The sequence below is a fragment of the Streptomyces sp. C36 genome (genome assembly GCF_040932295.1).
Taxonomy (GTDB): Bacteria; Actinomycetota; Actinomycetes; order Streptomycetales; family Streptomycetaceae; genus Streptomyces; species Streptomyces triculaminicus.
Window position 1 is genome coordinate 354392 of the sequence record NZ_JBFQGI010000004.1, and the last position, 14699, is coordinate 369090.

13 protein-coding genes are annotated in these 14699 nt (G+C 69.2%); 6 read left to right on the top strand and 7 right to left on the bottom strand.

The annotated features are described in order from the left end of the window. Positions 1 to 108: 108 nt before the first annotated feature. Positions 109 to 1572, bottom strand: a complete 1464-nt coding sequence (gene dnaB, locus AB4K12_RS15140; protein ID WP_368434886.1) for a replicative DNA helicase — start codon at positions 1570 to 1572, stop codon at positions 109 to 111. A gap of 545 nt (positions 1573 to 2117) precedes the next feature. Between dnaB and AB4K12_RS15145 the strand changes: the two genes are divergently transcribed. Beyond that, positions 2118 to 3458, top strand: a complete 1341-nt coding sequence (locus AB4K12_RS15145) for an MATE family efflux transporter (RefSeq protein WP_368434713.1) — start codon at positions 2118 to 2120, stop codon at positions 3456 to 3458. Between the two features lie 124 nt (positions 3459 to 3582). On the opposite strand, the gene rplI is transcribed toward AB4K12_RS15145, so the two are convergent. The 4 genes from rplI to rpsF form a co-directional block, all read right to left on the bottom strand. Continuing rightward, positions 3583 to 4029, bottom strand: a complete 447-nt coding sequence (gene rplI / locus AB4K12_RS15150) for a 50S ribosomal protein L9 (RefSeq protein WP_086567625.1) — start codon at positions 4027 to 4029, stop codon at positions 3583 to 3585. A gap of 18 nt (positions 4030 to 4047) precedes the next feature. Then, positions 4048 to 4284, bottom strand: a complete 237-nt coding sequence (gene rpsR, locus AB4K12_RS15155) for a 30S ribosomal protein S18 (protein WP_004950692.1) — start codon at positions 4282 to 4284, stop codon at positions 4048 to 4050. Positions 4285 to 4362: 78 nt separating this feature from the next. After that, a complete protein-coding gene (locus tag AB4K12_RS15160; RefSeq protein WP_086567626.1) occupies positions 4363 to 4947 on the bottom strand; it encodes a single-stranded DNA-binding protein in 585 nt (194 codons plus the stop codon). A gap of 81 nt (positions 4948 to 5028) precedes the next feature. Further along, the gene (gene rpsF / locus AB4K12_RS15165; protein ID WP_006604399.1) at positions 5029 to 5319 is read right to left on the bottom strand and encodes a 30S ribosomal protein S6; all 291 of its coding nucleotides are present in this window, start codon (positions 5317 to 5319) and stop codon (positions 5029 to 5031) included. Positions 5320 to 5592: 273 nt separating this feature from the next. On the opposite strand from rpsF, the gene AB4K12_RS15170 reads away from it, so the two are divergent. From AB4K12_RS15170 to AB4K12_RS15180, 3 genes are all read left to right on the top strand, one after another. Beyond that, positions 5593 to 5919 carry a hypothetical protein gene (locus AB4K12_RS15170; RefSeq protein ID WP_086567628.1) on the top strand — a complete coding sequence of 109 codons (327 nt, stop codon included), beginning with the start codon at positions 5593 to 5595 and terminating at the stop codon, positions 5917 to 5919. A 101-nt stretch (positions 5920 to 6020) separates the two neighbouring features. Next, positions 6021 to 7139 (top strand): peptidoglycan bridge formation glycyltransferase FemA/FemB family protein, encoded by a 1119-nt coding sequence (locus AB4K12_RS15175; RefSeq protein ID WP_362260125.1) that lies wholly within the window; start codon positions 6021 to 6023, stop codon positions 7137 to 7139. An 84-nt stretch (positions 7140 to 7223) separates the two neighbouring features. Then, positions 7224 to 8255 (top strand): alanine racemase, encoded by a 1032-nt coding sequence (locus AB4K12_RS15180; RefSeq protein WP_086567631.1) that lies wholly within the window; start codon positions 7224 to 7226, stop codon positions 8253 to 8255. A 37-nt stretch (positions 8256 to 8292) separates the two neighbouring features. Here the strand turns inward: AB4K12_RS15180 and AB4K12_RS15185 are convergent, their stop codons facing one another. Both AB4K12_RS15185 and AB4K12_RS15190 read right to left on the bottom strand, forming a co-directional pair. Then, positions 8293 to 9786, bottom strand: coding sequence for a glycosyltransferase family 87 protein (locus AB4K12_RS15185; protein WP_368434714.1), 1494 nt, complete (start codon positions 9784 to 9786; stop codon positions 8293 to 8295). 129 nt (positions 9787 to 9915) lie between these two features. Beyond that, positions 9916 to 12522, bottom strand: coding sequence for a transglycosylase domain-containing protein (locus AB4K12_RS15190; protein ID WP_368434715.1), 2607 nt, complete (start codon positions 12520 to 12522; stop codon positions 9916 to 9918). Between the two features lie 430 nt (positions 12523 to 12952). Here AB4K12_RS15190 and AB4K12_RS15195 point away from each other — a divergent pair, with 430 nt between their 5' ends. Together AB4K12_RS15195 and AB4K12_RS15200 are read left to right on the top strand one after the other, a co-directional pair. Continuing rightward, positions 12953 to 13540, top strand: coding sequence for a PadR family transcriptional regulator (locus tag AB4K12_RS15195; RefSeq protein ID WP_190063694.1), 588 nt, complete (start codon positions 12953 to 12955; stop codon positions 13538 to 13540). Positions 13541 to 13589: 49 nt separating this feature from the next. After that, entirely contained in the window at positions 13590 to 14672 is a 1083-nt protein-coding gene (locus tag AB4K12_RS15200; RefSeq protein ID WP_362260132.1) for an inositol-3-phosphate synthase, read from the top strand. Positions 14673 to 14699: the final 27 nt, after the last annotated feature.

A 14699-nucleotide genomic window follows, 5' to 3' on the forward strand; every position in this document is an offset into this window, starting at 1 on the left:
CACCCTAACCAGCCGGATGATCACCCGCCGGTCCTGACGATCACTCCGGGGCCATGCCGAGGTCATGCCGAGGTCATGCCGAGAAGTCCCCGCGGGGGGACCGGCGGATCAGGTCTGTGCCATGTCCACGAAGCGCGAGTAGTGACCCTGGAAGGCCACGGTGATCGTGGCCGTGGGGCCGTTACGGTGCTTGCCGACGATGATGTCGGCCTCGCCGGCGCGGGGGGACTCCTTCTCGTAGGCGTCCTCGCGGTGCAGCAGGATGACCATGTCGGCGTCCTGCTCGATGGAGCCGGACTCACGGAGGTCGGAGACCATCGGCTTCTTGTCCGTACGCTGCTCGGGGCCACGGTTCAGCTGCGACAGCGCGATGACCGGCAGCTCCAGCTCCTTGGCCAGCAGCTTGAGGTTACGGGACATGTCCGAGACCTCCTGCTGGCGGCTCTCGGAGCGCTTGTTGCCGCCGGCCTGCATCAGCTGGAGATAGTCGATGATCACGAGCTTGAGGTCGGCGCGCTGCTTGAGGCGGCGGCACTTGGCCCGGATCTCCATCATCGACAGGTTGGGCGAGTCGTCGATGTAGAGCGGCGCGGCCGACACGTCCGGCATGCGGCGGGCCAGCCGGGTCCAGTCGTCGTCGGTCATGGAGCCGGAGCGCATGTGGTGCAGGGCCACACGGGCCTCGGCGGACAGCAGGCGCATCGCGATCTCGTTGCGGCCCATTTCGAGCGAGAAGATCACGCTCGGCAGGTTGTTCTTGATCGAACAGGCGCGGGCGAAGTCCAGCGCGAGGGTGGACTTACCCATCGCGGGACGGGCGGCGATGACGATCATCTGCCCGGGGTGCAGGCCGTTCGTCAGGGCGTCCAGGTCGGTGAAGCCGGTGGGCACACCCGACATCTGGCCGCTGCGCGAGCCGATGGCCTCGATCTCGTCGAGCGCGCCTTCCATGATGTCGCCGAGGGGGAGGTAGTCCTCGCTCGTGCGCTGCTCGGTGACGGCGTAGACCTCGGCCTGGGCCTTGTTGACGATGTCGTCGACGTCGCCGTCGGCCGCGTATCCCATCTGGGTGATGCGCGTGCCCGCCTCGACCAGGCGGCGCAGCACCGCGCGCTCGTGGACGATCTCGGCGTAGTACTCGGCGTTGGCCGCGGTCGGGACGGACTGCACCAGGGTGTGCAGATACGCGGCGCCGCCGACGCGGGTGATCTCGCCGCGCTTGGTGAGCTCGGCGGCGATGGTGATCGGGTCGGCCGGCTCGCCCTTCGCGTAGAGGTCGAGAATGGCCTGGTAGATCGTCTCGTGCGCCGGGCGGTAGAAGTCCTGGCCCTTGAGGACCTCGACGACGTCGGCGATGGCGTCCTTGGACAGCAGCATGCCGCCCAGGACGGACTGCTCGGCGTCAAGGTCCTGCGGCGGCACCCGCTCGAAGCCGGACCCGCCACGGTCCCAGGAGCCGCCCTCGTCGCCGCCGCGGTCGTGCTGCTCACCGCGGCCCTTGGCGTCGCCGCGACGGGAGCGGGGGAAGGGGAGCCGGTCTCCGGGGCCGCCGTCGCCCCAGGGGTCGTCCATGGGCTCGGGGATACTCACCCGGGCCACCTCCTCCCGTCCGCGACGCGGACCTCGCCGTGCCACTCTTTCCTACGGCACGGCTCTGACAAATGAAGACGCCCGACTCCGCTTCTTCCGCGTCGACTTCGCGGTGCGTTCGTGTCGGTCCCGTAAGGTCCACGAGACGAGAACGAGGACGTGACGGGACCGGGAACGGGACCGTGAACGGGGCCGGAACGGACGGCAGGCGCCGGTCCACGGTAGGCCCGCGGGCACCGTCAGCCAATCTGGTTATCCACAGGGCTTGTGGATGAGCGGCCCCAGCCTGTGGAGAACCCCCTCCAACCTGTGCACGGCGCGGGGGAAAGCACTGTGGACAAACACACAATCGCCCTCCACTCACCACTCTGACCTGCGACTTTGTCATCCACTGGCTGTTGAGGAGAAAAACTTTCCCGCCCGGGCGGAGATCGCGACAAACGACGCAGAGAAGATCACACACATCGCAGACAGGTAAGGGTCGTAAGCTGGATGCGCTGATTACCTGTGGAAGATTGGACGGCAGCGTGACCCAGGCCCCCGCGCGCCGGCGGCGCAGTGCCCGCCATCACGACCGCGAGATCCTCGCACTCGCCGTACCCGCCTTTGGCGCGCTCGTCGCCGAACCCCTCTTCGTGATGGCCGACAGCGCCATCGTGGGCCACCTCGGCACCCCCGAACTCGCCGGCTTCGGCATCGCCGCCCCGCTGCTCACCAGCGCCGTCGGGATCTTCGTCTTCCTCGCCTACGCCACCACCTCCGGCGTCGCCCGCCGGGTCGGCGCCGGCGACACCCGGGCCGCCATCCGGCAGGGCCTGGACGGCATATGGCTCGCGCTCATACTCGGCGCGGCGGTCACGGCCGCCGCGCTCCCCACCGCCCCCGCCCTCGTCGACGTCTTCGGCGCCTCCCCGGCCGCCACCCCGCACGCCGTGGACTACCTGCGGATCAGCTCCCTGGGCGTGCCCGCCATGCTCGTCGTGATGGCCGCCACCGGCGTGCTGCGGGGCCTGCAGGACACCCGCACCCCGCTGTACGTCGCCGTCGGCGGCTTCGCCGCCAACGCCGCCCTGAACCTCGGCCTCGTCTACGGCGCCGACCTGGGCATCGCCGGCTCCGCCTGGGGCACCGTCATCGCCCAGTGGGCCATGGCCGCCGTCTACCTCGCCGTCGTCGTCCGCGGAGCGAGACGGTACGACGCCTCCCTGCGCCCCGACGCCGCCGGAATCCGGGCCTGCGCCCAGGTCGGCGTGCCGCTGCTGGTCCGTACGCTCTCGCTGCGCGCCGTGATGCTGATCGCCACGGCGGTCGCGGCCCGGCTCGGGGACGCGGACATCGCCGCGCACCAGATCGTGCTGACCCTGTGGAGCCTGCTGGCCTACGCCCTGGACGCCATCGCGATAGCGGGGCAGGCGATCATAGGGCGCTGCCTGGGCGCCGACGACGCGGACGGGGCCCGGGCCGCCTGCCGCCGCATGGTGCAGTGGGGCATCGTCTCGGGTGTGGTGCTGGGGCTCCTGGTGATCGCGGCGCGACCGGCGTTCACCCCGCTGTTCACTTCCGACCCGGCCGTACGGGACGCGCTGCTGCCGGCGCTGCTGGTCGTGGCCGTGGGCCAGCCGGTGGCGGGCGTGGTGTTCGTCCTGGACGGGGTGCTGATGGGCGCCGGCGACGGGCCGTATCTCGCCTGGGCGATGCTGGCGGTCCTGGCGGTCTTCGCGCCCGCCGCGGTGCTCGTCGTGGGCCTGGGCGGCGGTCTGACGGCCCTGTGGTGGGCGATGACGCTGATGATGACGGCCCGGCTGGCCACCCTGTGGCTGCGCGCCCGCTCCGGACGCTGGCTGGTGACGGGAGCCGTACGCGCCTGAGGCCGCCGATGGGCTTGCGGGGCCCAAGGCCCCGGCCAAGAACGGGGGGCCCGGCCAAGAACGGCGGAAGGGCCGCACCCCGAGGGGTGCGGCCCTTCCTTCAGGCTGTGCCTGATCGCAGCCGTCAGGCGGCGATGACCTCGATGCCGAGCTTGGCAACGACGTCGGCGTGCAGACGCACGGACACCTGGTGGGCGCCCAGGGTCTTGATCGGCGAACCGACCTCGACGCGACGCTTGTCGACGTTCGGGCCACCGGCGGCCTTGATCGCGGCAGCGACGTCGGCCTGGGTCACGGAGCCGAACAGACGGCCGGCGTCGCCGGCGCGGACGGCAAGCTTGACCTTGACGCCCTCGAGCTGACCCTTGACCTCGTTGGCCTGCTCGATCGTCGCGATCTCGCGGATCTTGCGAGCGCGGCGGATCTGAGCGACGTCCTGCTCGCCACCCTTGGTCCAGCGGATCGCGAAACCGCGCGGGACCAGGTAGTTGCGGGCGTAACCGTCCTTGACGTCGACGACGTCACCGGCGGTGCCGAGGCCGGAGACCTCGTGGGTGAGGATGATCTTCATTAGTTGGTCACCCTTCCCTTATCGCGCGGACGAGGTGTAGGGCAGCAGCGCCATCTCACGGCTGTTCTTCACGGCCGTGGCGACGTCACGCTGGTGCTGAGTGCAGTTACCGGTCACGCGACGGGCACGGATCTTGCCGCGGTCGGAAATGAACTTCCGCAGCATGTTCGTGTCCTTGTAGTCCACGTAAGCGGTCTTGTCCTTGCAGAACGCGCAGACCTTCTTCTTGGGCTTGCGCGGGGGCGGCTTCGCCATTGTCTCTCTCCTGTGAATCAAGAAGTTTTGTGCTGTCGCCCTCGGGCCGCCAGGCGGCCCGGGCCCGTGGAGACGGGCCTAGAAGGGCGGCTCGTCCGAGTAGCCGCCGCCGGAGTTGCCGGAGCCGCCGCCCCAGCCGCCTCCGCCGCCGCCCTGCTGGTTGCCGGACGGAGCGCCGGTGGCCCAGGGGTCGTCGGCGGGAGCCCCGCCGCCGCTCTGCTGGCCGCCGGGACCGGAGCCCCAGCCGCCACCCTGGCCACCACCACTGCCACCGCCATAGCCACCCTGGCCACCGCGACCCGCGGTCTTGGTGACCTTCGCCGTGGCGTTCTTCAGGCTGGCGCCGACCTCTTCGACGTCGAGCTCGTAGACCGTGCGCTTGACGCCCTCACGGTCCTCGTAGGACCGCTGCTTCAGACGGCCCTGCACGATGACGCGCATGCCTCGCTGAAGCGACTCGGCGACGTTCTCCGCCGCCTGCCGCCACACCGAGCACGTGAGGAAGAGGCTCTCGCCGTCCTTCCACTCGTTGGTCTGGCGGTCGAAGGTGCGGGGAGTGGACGCGACGCGGAACTTCGCGACCGCCGCACCGGACGGGGTGAAGCGCAGCTCGGGGTCGTCGACGAGATTGCCGACGACCGTGATGACGGTCTCGCCTGCCATGGATGAACCTCTCGGCGGGTGTGCTGCTGGCTGCTTGCTACTCGTGGAGATGCAGCCCGATTACCTCTGAACCGCTGGGGTTCAGTGGGTCTCGGGACGAAGGACCTTGGTCCGGAGGACCGACTCGTTCAGGTTCATCTGGCGGTCGAGCTCCTTGACGACCGCAGGCTCGGCCTGCAGGTCGATGACCGAGTAGATGCCCTCGGGCTTCTTCTTGATCTCGTACGAGAGACGACGACGGCCCCAGGTGTCGACCTTCTCGACCTTTCCGTTGCCCTCACGGACGACGGAGAGGAAGTTCTCGATCAGCGGGGAGACAGCGCGCTCCTCGAGATCGGGGTCGAGGATGACCATCACCTCGTAGTGACGCATGTGGAACCCACCTCCTTTGGACTCAGCGGCCACGGTCGATCCGTGGCAGGAGGGTCGTGATGCGTGAACAACGGTATCGGCGGACACTGACAATCAGCGGAAAGTCCCTGGGTTGCCCCTGGGACCGAAGCTGGGTCCGGGCAGACACCGGTGCAGACCGTACAGAGTACCCGCTCACGGGCGCCGGGTTGAAATCGGTCCTCCGGGCCCCCCAATCTGGACGCATCGTGTGTGACCGGCGCTACATCGCGCTCGCCATCAGGAGGTGGCCCCATGACACAGGCGGTTCGGCAGCCCCATGGATCCCGCGGTCTGCTCGCGGTCCTCAACAGCGACGGAAGGTCCCACCCCGTCGAGAACACCCTCGCCGCCGTGACGGTGGTCCTCGGTGCGCTCGCCGCCATCTCGTCCCTGTGGACCGGGCTGCACCTGCTCAGCTCCTGGAGCGGGCTGGCGGGCATCCTCACCGGGGCCTGGGGACAGTTCATCTCCGCCACCACCGGCGAGCGATTCCTGCTGATCATCGGACTAGGCGCGTCCGCTTTCGGCTTCTTTCTGGGCATGGCGCACGGGGGGCTCTTCGGGGGTGTGATCGGATAGCGGGCCGTACGCCCGATCGGGGCGCTCCCCTGTCGCAGTAGGCTTCGGCGCGAGAGCCGGAGCCCCGACCATGGGGACACACCTGCCGAGGAGCGCCCCGCATGAGCCTGACCCTGAGGACAATCAGCCGAGAGCAGCATCTGGCTTACATCCAGAGCCTGCCCGCGGCGAGTCACATGCAGGTCCCGGGGTGGGCGGACGTCAAGGGCGAGTGGCGCTCGGAGAACCTGGGCTGGTTCGACAAGACCGGCCAGATGGTGGGCGCCGGTCTGGTGCTCTACCGCCAGCTGCCCAAGATCAAGCGTTACCTGGCCTACCTGCCCGAGGGCCCGGTCATCAACTGGTTCTCGCCGAACCTGAGCGACTGGCTGCAGCCGATGCTGGCCCACCTCAAGCAGCAGGGCGCCTTCTCCGTGAAGATGGGCCCGCCGGTCGTCATCCGGCGCTGGGACGCCAACGCGATCAAGACCGGCATCGCCGACCCCGACGTCAAGCGCCTGCGCGACGTCGAGGCGACCTTCATCGAGCCGCGCGCCTTCGAGGTGGCCGACCAGCTGCGCCGGATGGGCTGGCAGCAGGGCGAGGAGGAGGGCGCCGGCTTCGGCGACGTCCAGCCCCGCTACGTCTTCCAGGTGCCGCTGGAGAACCGTTCCCTGGAGGACGTCCACAAGGGCTTCAACCAGCTGTGGCGCCGCAACATCAAGAAGGCCGAGAAGGCCGGCGTCGAGGTCGTCCAGGGCGGCTACGAGGACCTGCCGACCTGGCAGCACCTGTACGAGATCACCGCCGAGCGCGACAAGTTCCGCCCGCGCCCGCTGAGCTACTTCCAGCGCATGTGGACGGCCCTCAACTCCGAGGACCCCAACCGCATGCGGCTGTACTTCGCCGTGCACGAGGGCGAGGCCGTCGCCGCCGCGACCATGCTGATCGTCGGCGGGCACGTCTGGTACTCCTACGGCGCCTCGGCCAACCACAAGCGCGAGGTCCGGCCGTCGAACGCCATGCAGTGGCGGATGCTGCGCGACGCCTACGCGCTGGGCGCCAGCGTCTACGACCTGCGGGGCATCGGCGACTCGCTCGACGAGAACGACCACCTCTTCGGCCTCATCCAGTTCAAGGTCGGCACCGGCGGCCAGGCGGCGGAGTACCTCGGCGAGTGGGACTTCCCGCTCAACAAGCTGCTGCACAAGGCCCTCGACATGTACATGTCGCGCCGCTGATCCTTCCGTCCGCCCGCGGAGCGACTCCGCCGGGCACACGACCACGTCACTTCGCAGCCACAGGGAAAGGTTCCGGGACCGGCCATGGCGCTCACGCTCTACGTCGACACCGCGCGTTGGCGGGCACACCAGCAGTCCGTGATCCAGCAGTTTCCGGGGATAGTCCCGGTCTGCAAGGGCAACGGCTACGGCTTCGGCCACGAGCGGCTCGCCGAAGAGGTGACGCGCTGGGGAGCCGACACCCTCGCGGTGGGCACCACCTACGAAGCGGCCCGCATGAAGGACTACTTCGGCGGTGACCTGCTGGTGCTGACGCCGTTCCGGCTCGGCGAGGAGCCGGTGCCGCTGCCGGACCGGGCCATCCGCTCGGTCTCCTCGGTGGAGGGCGTGCGCGGCCTGGTGGGCGCGCGCGTCGTCATCGAGGTCATGAGCAGCATGAAGCGGCACGGCATCAGCGAGGAGGACCTGCCCAAGCTGCACGCGGCCATCGAGGACGTGCGCCTGGAGGGCTTCGCGATACACCTGCCGCTGGACCGCGCCGACGGCACCACCGGCGTCGACGAGATCACCGCGTGGATGGAGCGGCTGCGCAACGCGCACCTGCCGCTGCACACCATGTTCGTCAGCCACCTCAAGGCCGACGAACTGCACGAGCTGCAGCAGCGGTTCCCCCAGACCCGCTTCCGCGCCCGCATCGGCACCCGGCTGTGGCTGGGCGACCACGAGGCCACCCACTACCGCGGCGCGGTGCTGGACGTCACGCCCGTCTCCAAGGGCGATCGCTTCGGCTACCGCCAGCAGAAGGCGGCCGGTGACGGCTACCTCGTCGTGGTGGCCGGCGGCACCTCGCACGGCGTCGGGCTGGAGGCGCCCAAGGCGCTGCACGGCATGATGCCGCGCGCCAAGGGCGTCGCCCGCGCGGGGCTGGCGACCATGAACCGCAACCTGTCGCCCTTCGTCTGGGCCGGCAAGCAGCGCTGGTTCGCGGAGCCCCCGCACATGCAGGTCTCCATCCTCTTCGTGCCGAACGACGCCCCGGCCCCCCAGGTCGGAGACGAGCTGGTGGCCCATCTGCGGCACACCACCACGCAGTTCGACCGCATTCTCGACCACTGATCCCACCCCCGTGGTTCGGGGCGGGGACCCGCCGGCCCTACAGGCCGCGGCTCCCGGTGCCCCACTGGACGCGTGCTCCCTGGGAGAGCTCCGCGTGCCGCTCGCGGCGCGCGGAGCCCAGGACGAATATGTCGGGAGCCCCGTCCAGCACGCCCCCGGACGGGTCGTCCGAGCCGTCGCGCCGGACGACGTCCCGCTCGGGCTTGAGGATGTCCCGCACCACCAGCGCGCACAGGTACAGCGTGCCCAGCAGGTGGACGATGATCGCGAGTTGGTAGCCCTCGGGCGGCAGGCCCTGGTGCTTGTCGCCGCTTCCCGTGTACGCCAGGTAGAACCAGATGCCCAGGTAGTACATGACCTCGCAGGCCTGCCAGATCAGGAAGTCACGCCACTTCGGGCGGGCCAGCGCGGCCAGCGGCACCAGCCACAGCACGTACTGCGGCGAGTAGACCTTGTTGACCAGGATGAACAGCGCCACCACCAGGAAGGCCAGCTGCGCGAACCGAGGCCGCCGGGGAGCGCACAGACCGAGGGCCGCCATGCCCAGGCAGCCCAGGATCATCAGCAGCGTCGCGTAGTCGTTGGCGTCGTTCAGCGGATCGCCGGTGCGCTGCGAGATGAAGAGCCAGACCGACCCGAAGTCCACCGGCCGGTCCTGGCTGAAGGTGTAGAACTTCGCCCAGCCCTCGCGGATGTGGAACCCGTCGGCGTCGTACATGAGCATGACCGGCAGATTCACCACCAGCCAGGCCCCCACGGCCGCGGCGGCGGCGCCGAGGAACGCCCGCATCCGGCCGGCCCGCCAGCACAGCACCAGCAGCGGCCCCAGCAGCAGCGCCGGGTACAGCTTCGCCGCGGCCGCCAGGCCGATCAGCACACCGGCCGCGACCGCCCGGCCACGTGACCACATCAGCATCGCCGCGGCGGTGAGGGCCACCGCGAACAGGTCCCAGTTGATGGTGGCCGTCAGCGCGAAGGCCGGGGCCAGGGCGATCAGCAGCGCGTCCCAGGGCCGGCGCCGGTGCGTACGGGCCGCGCACACCGCGATGACGGCCGTGCAGGCCAGCAGCATCCCGGCGTTGATGAACCAGTACATCCGCTCGCGGTCCTGGAGGGTGCCGCCACCCGGCGTGAGCAGCGCCGCGACCTCCATGAACAGCCCCGTGAGGACCGGGTACTCCAGATAGTCCATGCCGCCGGAGAGCGACTGCGGAATGCGGTCGAAGTACGGCAGCAGCCCCTGGTCGAAGCCGCGCCCGCTGTACAGATGCGGGATGTCGGAATAGCAGGCGTGGGTGTACTGCGTGGTGGCGCCGAAGAACCAGCCGTGGTCGTAGCACGGCAGCTTCTGCACCATTCCCAGCGCGAACATCCCGATGGCCACCAGCGCGATCACCCGCACCGGCGTCCACCAGTTCACGCCGATCAGCGCCCGCCGCCCCACCGGACCGCCGATGAGCTCGCTGCCGGCGGCGGCCACCTCGTCCTCGACGGTGGGCCGTACAAGCTGGTCGTCCCGCGCGCTCCTCATGCCCACATCCTGCCGTACCGGTCCGTGACCCGGCGGAACCTGTGGACAACTCGAGGGCCGCCCCGCGCGAACGCGGGACGGCCCTCGAAAAGACCTGCTCAGCAGGGGTAGGACGGATTCATAGGATGATCAGCCGTCGGGGCCGCCGAACAGTCCTCCGTCCGGCTGGCGCGCGGTCGGATCCGGTGACGGCGTTCCACCGCTGCCGCCCGCACCGCTGCTGGTGCCACCGTGCTTCCCTCCGCCGCCGCCGTTGCCGCCCGGCTTGCACTTGGGGTCGAACGGGTTGCAGGACTGCTTCGGGGAGGGCGAGCCGGACGGGCGCTTGGACGGCGAGGACGACGCCGACGGGGACGGCGTGACCGAGGGCGACGTCGACGGCATCGGGCTGGGGGAGGGGCTGGCCCCGTCCCCGTAGACCTTCTCGCCGATCGCCTGCGGCGCGTCGAACTGCAGGACGGGCTGTCCCTTGAGCGCCTTGCCCATGTAGTCGGCCCAGATCTCCGCCGGGAACGACGCGCCGTGGATGGTGGCCTTGCCGCCCACACCACGCATCGAGAGGAACTCCTGCTTCTTGGCGTTGGGGTCGACGCGGTACATGCCGATCGCCGTCGACAGCTGCGGGGTGTAGCCCGCGAACCAGGCCGAGCGGTTGCCGTCGGTCGTACCCGTCTTGCCCGCCACCGGGCGGTCGCCGAGCTTCGCGGCGGTGCCGGTGCCCGACTCCACGACGGTCTTCAGCACGTCGGTGACGTTGTTGGCCACGTTGGAGTCGAAGGCCTGGGCGCTCTTCTTCTCGTGCTCGTAGGCGGGCCGGCCGTCCTTCTCGACCTTCTCGACCGAGTAGGGGTCGGTCTGCTTGCCGTTGGCCGCGAAGGTGCCGTACGCGCCCGCCAGGCGGATCGCGCTGGGCGCGGAGGTGCCCAGGGAGAAGGTGGGCGTCAGCGAGGACAGCTGGTCCTTGTCCAGGCCCGCCTTGAGGGCGGCCTCCTGCACCAGGTCGGTGCCGACGTCCATGCCCAGCTGGATGAAGGGCGTGTTGACCGAGAACTGCATGGCGGTGCGCAGGGTGACCAGGCCCTTGTCCTCGTCACCGTCGTTCGGCTGGCGCCATTCCCCGCCGTTCTGGTCGTGCCAGACCCGGCCGTTGTACTCCCGCAGGGTCAGCTTGTTGTTGCCGTTGTAGATGCTCTCCGGAGAGACGATCGTGCGCTGGCTGTCGCTCTGCTGCGGGCCGAGCCCCGGGTTGCGCTTGCCGTGCGTCATCGCGGCGGCCAGGACGAAGGGCTTGAAGGTCGAGCCCACCTGCACACCGGTGTAGTCGGAGTTGTTGGTGAAGTGCTCCAGCGCGTTCTCGCCGCCGTAGATGGCGACGATCTTGCCGGTCTTGGGCTCCACCGACGCCCCGCCGAACTGCACGAACTGGTCGACCTCGCGCGCCTTCGGCTTGATGTTCGCCTTGCGCACCTCATCGACCGACTTCGCCAGCGCGTTGACCTTGTCCCGGTCGAACGTGGTGTAGATCTGGTAGCCGCCCTTGTCCAGCTCCGCCTTGCTGAGCCGGGAGTGGGCCACGATGTAGTTGTCGGCGAGGTCGGTCAGGTAGCCGATCTGCCCGGCCCGGTTGGTCGCGGGCTTCGGCTTCTGCACCTTCGGGAAGCCCTGCGCGACCCACTTGTCGCGCTCGAGACCCTGCATGCGGCCGACCTGGACCTCACGGTCCAGCGTCCACTTCCAGCGGTCGGTGGCCCGCTTGGTGTTCTTCTCGGGCGTGGCCGCCGGGCCCTGGCCGCCGTACGGGTCGTAGAGGTTCGGACCGTTCAGCGTGGCCGACAGGAACGCGCTCTCGCTGGGCGTCAGGTCGGCGCAGTCCTTGTCGAAGTACGCCCGCGCCGCGGCCTGGATGCCGTACGCGCCACGTCCGTAGTAGGCGGTGTTGAGATACCCCGCCAGGATGAAGTCCTTGTCCTTCGTGGCACCCACCTTCACCGAGATGAGCAGCTCGGTGGCCTTGCGCTTGAGCGTCTGCTCCTGGCTCAGGTAGGTGTTCTTCACGAACTGCTGCGTGATCGTCGAGCCGCTCTGCGTCTCACCGCCCTGCGCCATCTTCACGACGGCGCGCGCGATGCCCATCGGGTCGACGCCCCAGTCCTTCTCGAAGCTGGCGTTCTCCGCGGAGATCACCGCGTTCCGCATCGACAGGGGGATCTGGGCGATGGGCACGATCTGCCGGTTGAGGCTGCCGCCGCCGGCGACGACCATCTGCTTGCCGTCGGCCCAGTAGTAGACGTTCTTCTGGACGACCGAGGCCTTCTGGGCGCTGGGCACCTGCACCAGCGCCAGGGCCACGCCGACGATGCCGAGCACCAGGCCGACCGTGGTGATGACCAGGCCCGTCATGAGCTTCCAGGACGGCAGCCAGCGCCGCGCTCCGGTCTTGCCCGCGCGCGGATAGTCGATGAAGCGCTTCACAGGGGGGCGCCCGCCGTCCCTGCGGCCCCGCCCGGCGTCCGGGGAACGTCTGCGCCCGCCGGCCGCGGCATCGCCGCGCTGGGGCACGCGGCGCGCGCCCGTCCGCCCGGCGGACCGGGGTTCCTCTCCGCGCCCGTTCCCCGGACCTGCGGAGTTGCTGGCTGGTGTGACGCGACGGCCGGACGTCGGCGGCTGGACCGCGCGACGGGCCGAGCCTCGTCCTCCGCCCTCGGGCGGTGGCGGCTTGCGGCGGTGCTCGCTCATCGAACGATTACTCCTCGGGCAGGCGCTATCGCCTGACAGCGGCAGGTGGCTTGCATTCCCCCCGATGTGCGGTCCGGCTGTCCCCCCGAGCGACGGGCCGCACTGCATACGGGACGAGGACGTCTGACGACGTCACCCGGTTCCCGTTGGTCTGCATGGCGCACAGACTACGCACGGCCAAATCCAGCCCACTGGGGATGTTCACTCCAAATCAGGCCTGTTGTGTCCCACGAATCGGTGATGTGACCTCGTTCACCGTGCCCCCTCTTGTCGCCGCAGGACGCTCGTTCTATCGTCTGGATGTATCGAGTCGATACATCAGCTCGGCACATCAGCTCGGAACACCCGGTCGGCACATCAAGTCGGCATAAGGGACCAATAAGGATTAGGGATCACAAGGACTAGGCTGTGGGGGACAAGGAGGCGAAACATGAGCCGACGCTCCGGCATCCTCGAGTTCGCCGTCCTCGGCCTGCTCCGCGAGTCCCCGATGCACGGCTACGAGCTGCGGAAACGCCTGAACACCTCACTCGGGGTGTTCCGTGCGTTCAGCTACGGCACCCTCTACCCCTGCCTGAAGTCCCTTGTGGCGAGCGGCTGGCTGGTCGAGGAGCCCGGGAGCGCACCGGAGGACGCCCGTGCGGCGTCGCTGGCCGGACGGCGGGCGAAGATCGTCTACCGCCTCACGGCAGAGGGCAAGGAGCACTTCGAGGAGCTGCTCGCCCACACCGGTCCGGACACGTGGGAGGACGAGCACTTCGCCGCCCGCTTCGCGTTCTTCGGACAGACCTCGCGGGATGTACGGATGCGGGTGCTGGAAGGCCGCCGCAGCCGTCTGGAGGAGCGTCTGGAGAAGATGCGCGCCTCCCTCGCCCGCACCCGGGAGCGGCTGGACGACTACACCCTCGAACTTCAGCGACACGGCATGGAGTCCGTGGAGCGAGAGGTCCGCTGGCTGAACGAGCTGATCGAGAGCGAGCGGGCCGGGCGTGACAAGCGCAACGGCCCGGACCAGTGAGCCCTGCACTCCGCAGGGCTTCGTCGAGTACAAACAGGGAGCAACCGGAATGGGTTCGGTTCGCGTAGCGATCGTCGGTGTGGGCAACTGCGCCGCCTCGCTGGTGCAGGGCGTCGAGTACTACAAGGACGCCGACCCGAACGGCCGCGTGCCGGGTCTGATGCACGTGCAGTTCGGCGACTACCACGTGCGTGACGTCGAGTTCGTCGCCGCCTTCGACGTGGACGCGAAGAAGGTCGGCCTCGACCTCGCGGACGCCATCGGTGCCAGCGAGAACAACACCATCAAGATCTGCGACGTTCCGCAGTCCGGTGTCACGGTCCAGCGCGGCCACACCCTCGACGGCCTGGGCATGTACTACCGCCAGACCATCGAGGAGTCCCCCGAGGCCCCTGTCGACATCGTCCAGGTCCTCAAGGACAAGCAGGTCGACGTTCTGGTCTGCTACCTGCCGGTGGGCTCCGAGGACGCGGCCAAGTACTACGCGCAGTGCGCCATCGACGCCAAGGTCGCCTTCGTCAACGCCCTCCCGGTCTTCATCGCCGGCACCAAGGAGTGGGCGGACAAGTTCACCGAGGCCGGCGTCCCGATCGTCGGTGACGACATCAAGTCGCAGGTCGGCGCCACCATCACGCACCGCGTCATGGCCAAGCTCTTCGAGGACCGGGGCGTCGTCCTGGACCGCACGATGCAGCTGAACGTCGGCGGCAACATGGACTTCAAGAACATGCTCGAGCGCGAGCGCCTGGAGTCCAAGAAGATCTCCAAGACGCAGGCCGTCACCTCCCAGATCCCCGACCGCGACATGGGCGAGAAGAACGTCCACATCGGCCCGTCGGACTACGTGGCCTGGCTGGACGACCGCAAGTGGGCGTACGTCCGCCTCGAGGGCCGCGCCTTCGGCGACGTCCCGCTGAACCTGGAGTACAAGCTCGAGGTCTGGGACTCCCCGAACTCCGCCGGTGTCATCATCGACGCCGTGCGCGCCGCGAAGATCGCCAAGGACCGCGGCGTCGGCGGCCCGATCCTCTCCGCCTCCTCGTACTTCATGAAGTCGCCGCCGGTGCAGTACTTCGACGACGAGGCCCGCGAGAACGTCGAGAAGTTCATCAAGGGCGAGGTCGAGCGCTAAGCGCCGGCTTCCCTGATCACAGGCCCC

Bases quoted from the DNA above. Each gene is read 5' to 3' on its own strand.
- dnaB (WP_368434886.1), bottom strand. From the start codon at position 1,572: ATGGACGACCCCTGGGGCGACGGCGGCCCCGGAGACCGGCTCCCCTTC.
- rplI (WP_086567625.1), bottom strand. From the start codon at position 4,029: ATGAAGATCATCCTCACCCACGAGGTCTCCGGCCTCGGCACCGCCGGT.
- rpsR (WP_004950692.1), bottom strand. From the start codon at position 4,284: ATGGCGAAGCCGCCCCCGCGCAAGCCCAAGAAGAAGGTCTGCGCGTTC.
- AB4K12_RS15160 (WP_086567626.1), bottom strand. From the start codon at position 4,947: ATGGCAGGCGAGACCGTCATCACGGTCGTCGGCAATCTCGTCGACGAC.
- rpsF (WP_006604399.1), bottom strand. From the start codon at position 5,319: ATGCGTCACTACGAGGTGATGGTCATCCTCGACCCCGATCTCGAGGAG.
- AB4K12_RS15170 (WP_086567628.1), top strand. From the start codon at position 5,593: ATGACACAGGCGGTTCGGCAGCCCCATGGATCCCGCGGTCTGCTCGCG.
- AB4K12_RS15175 (WP_362260125.1), top strand. From the start codon at position 6,021: ATGAGCCTGACCCTGAGGACAATCAGCCGAGAGCAGCATCTGGCTTAC.
- AB4K12_RS15180 (WP_086567631.1), top strand. From the start codon at position 7,224: ATGGCGCTCACGCTCTACGTCGACACCGCGCGTTGGCGGGCACACCAG.
- AB4K12_RS15185 (WP_368434714.1), bottom strand. From the start codon at position 9,786: ATGAGGAGCGCGCGGGACGACCAGCTTGTACGGCCCACCGTCGAGGAC.
- AB4K12_RS15190 (WP_368434715.1), bottom strand. From the start codon at position 12,522: ATGAGCGAGCACCGCCGCAAGCCGCCACCGCCCGAGGGCGGAGGACGA.
- AB4K12_RS15195 (WP_190063694.1), top strand. From the start codon at position 12,953: ATGAGCCGACGCTCCGGCATCCTCGAGTTCGCCGTCCTCGGCCTGCTC.
- AB4K12_RS15200 (WP_362260132.1), top strand. From the start codon at position 13,590: ATGGGTTCGGTTCGCGTAGCGATCGTCGGTGTGGGCAACTGCGCCGCC.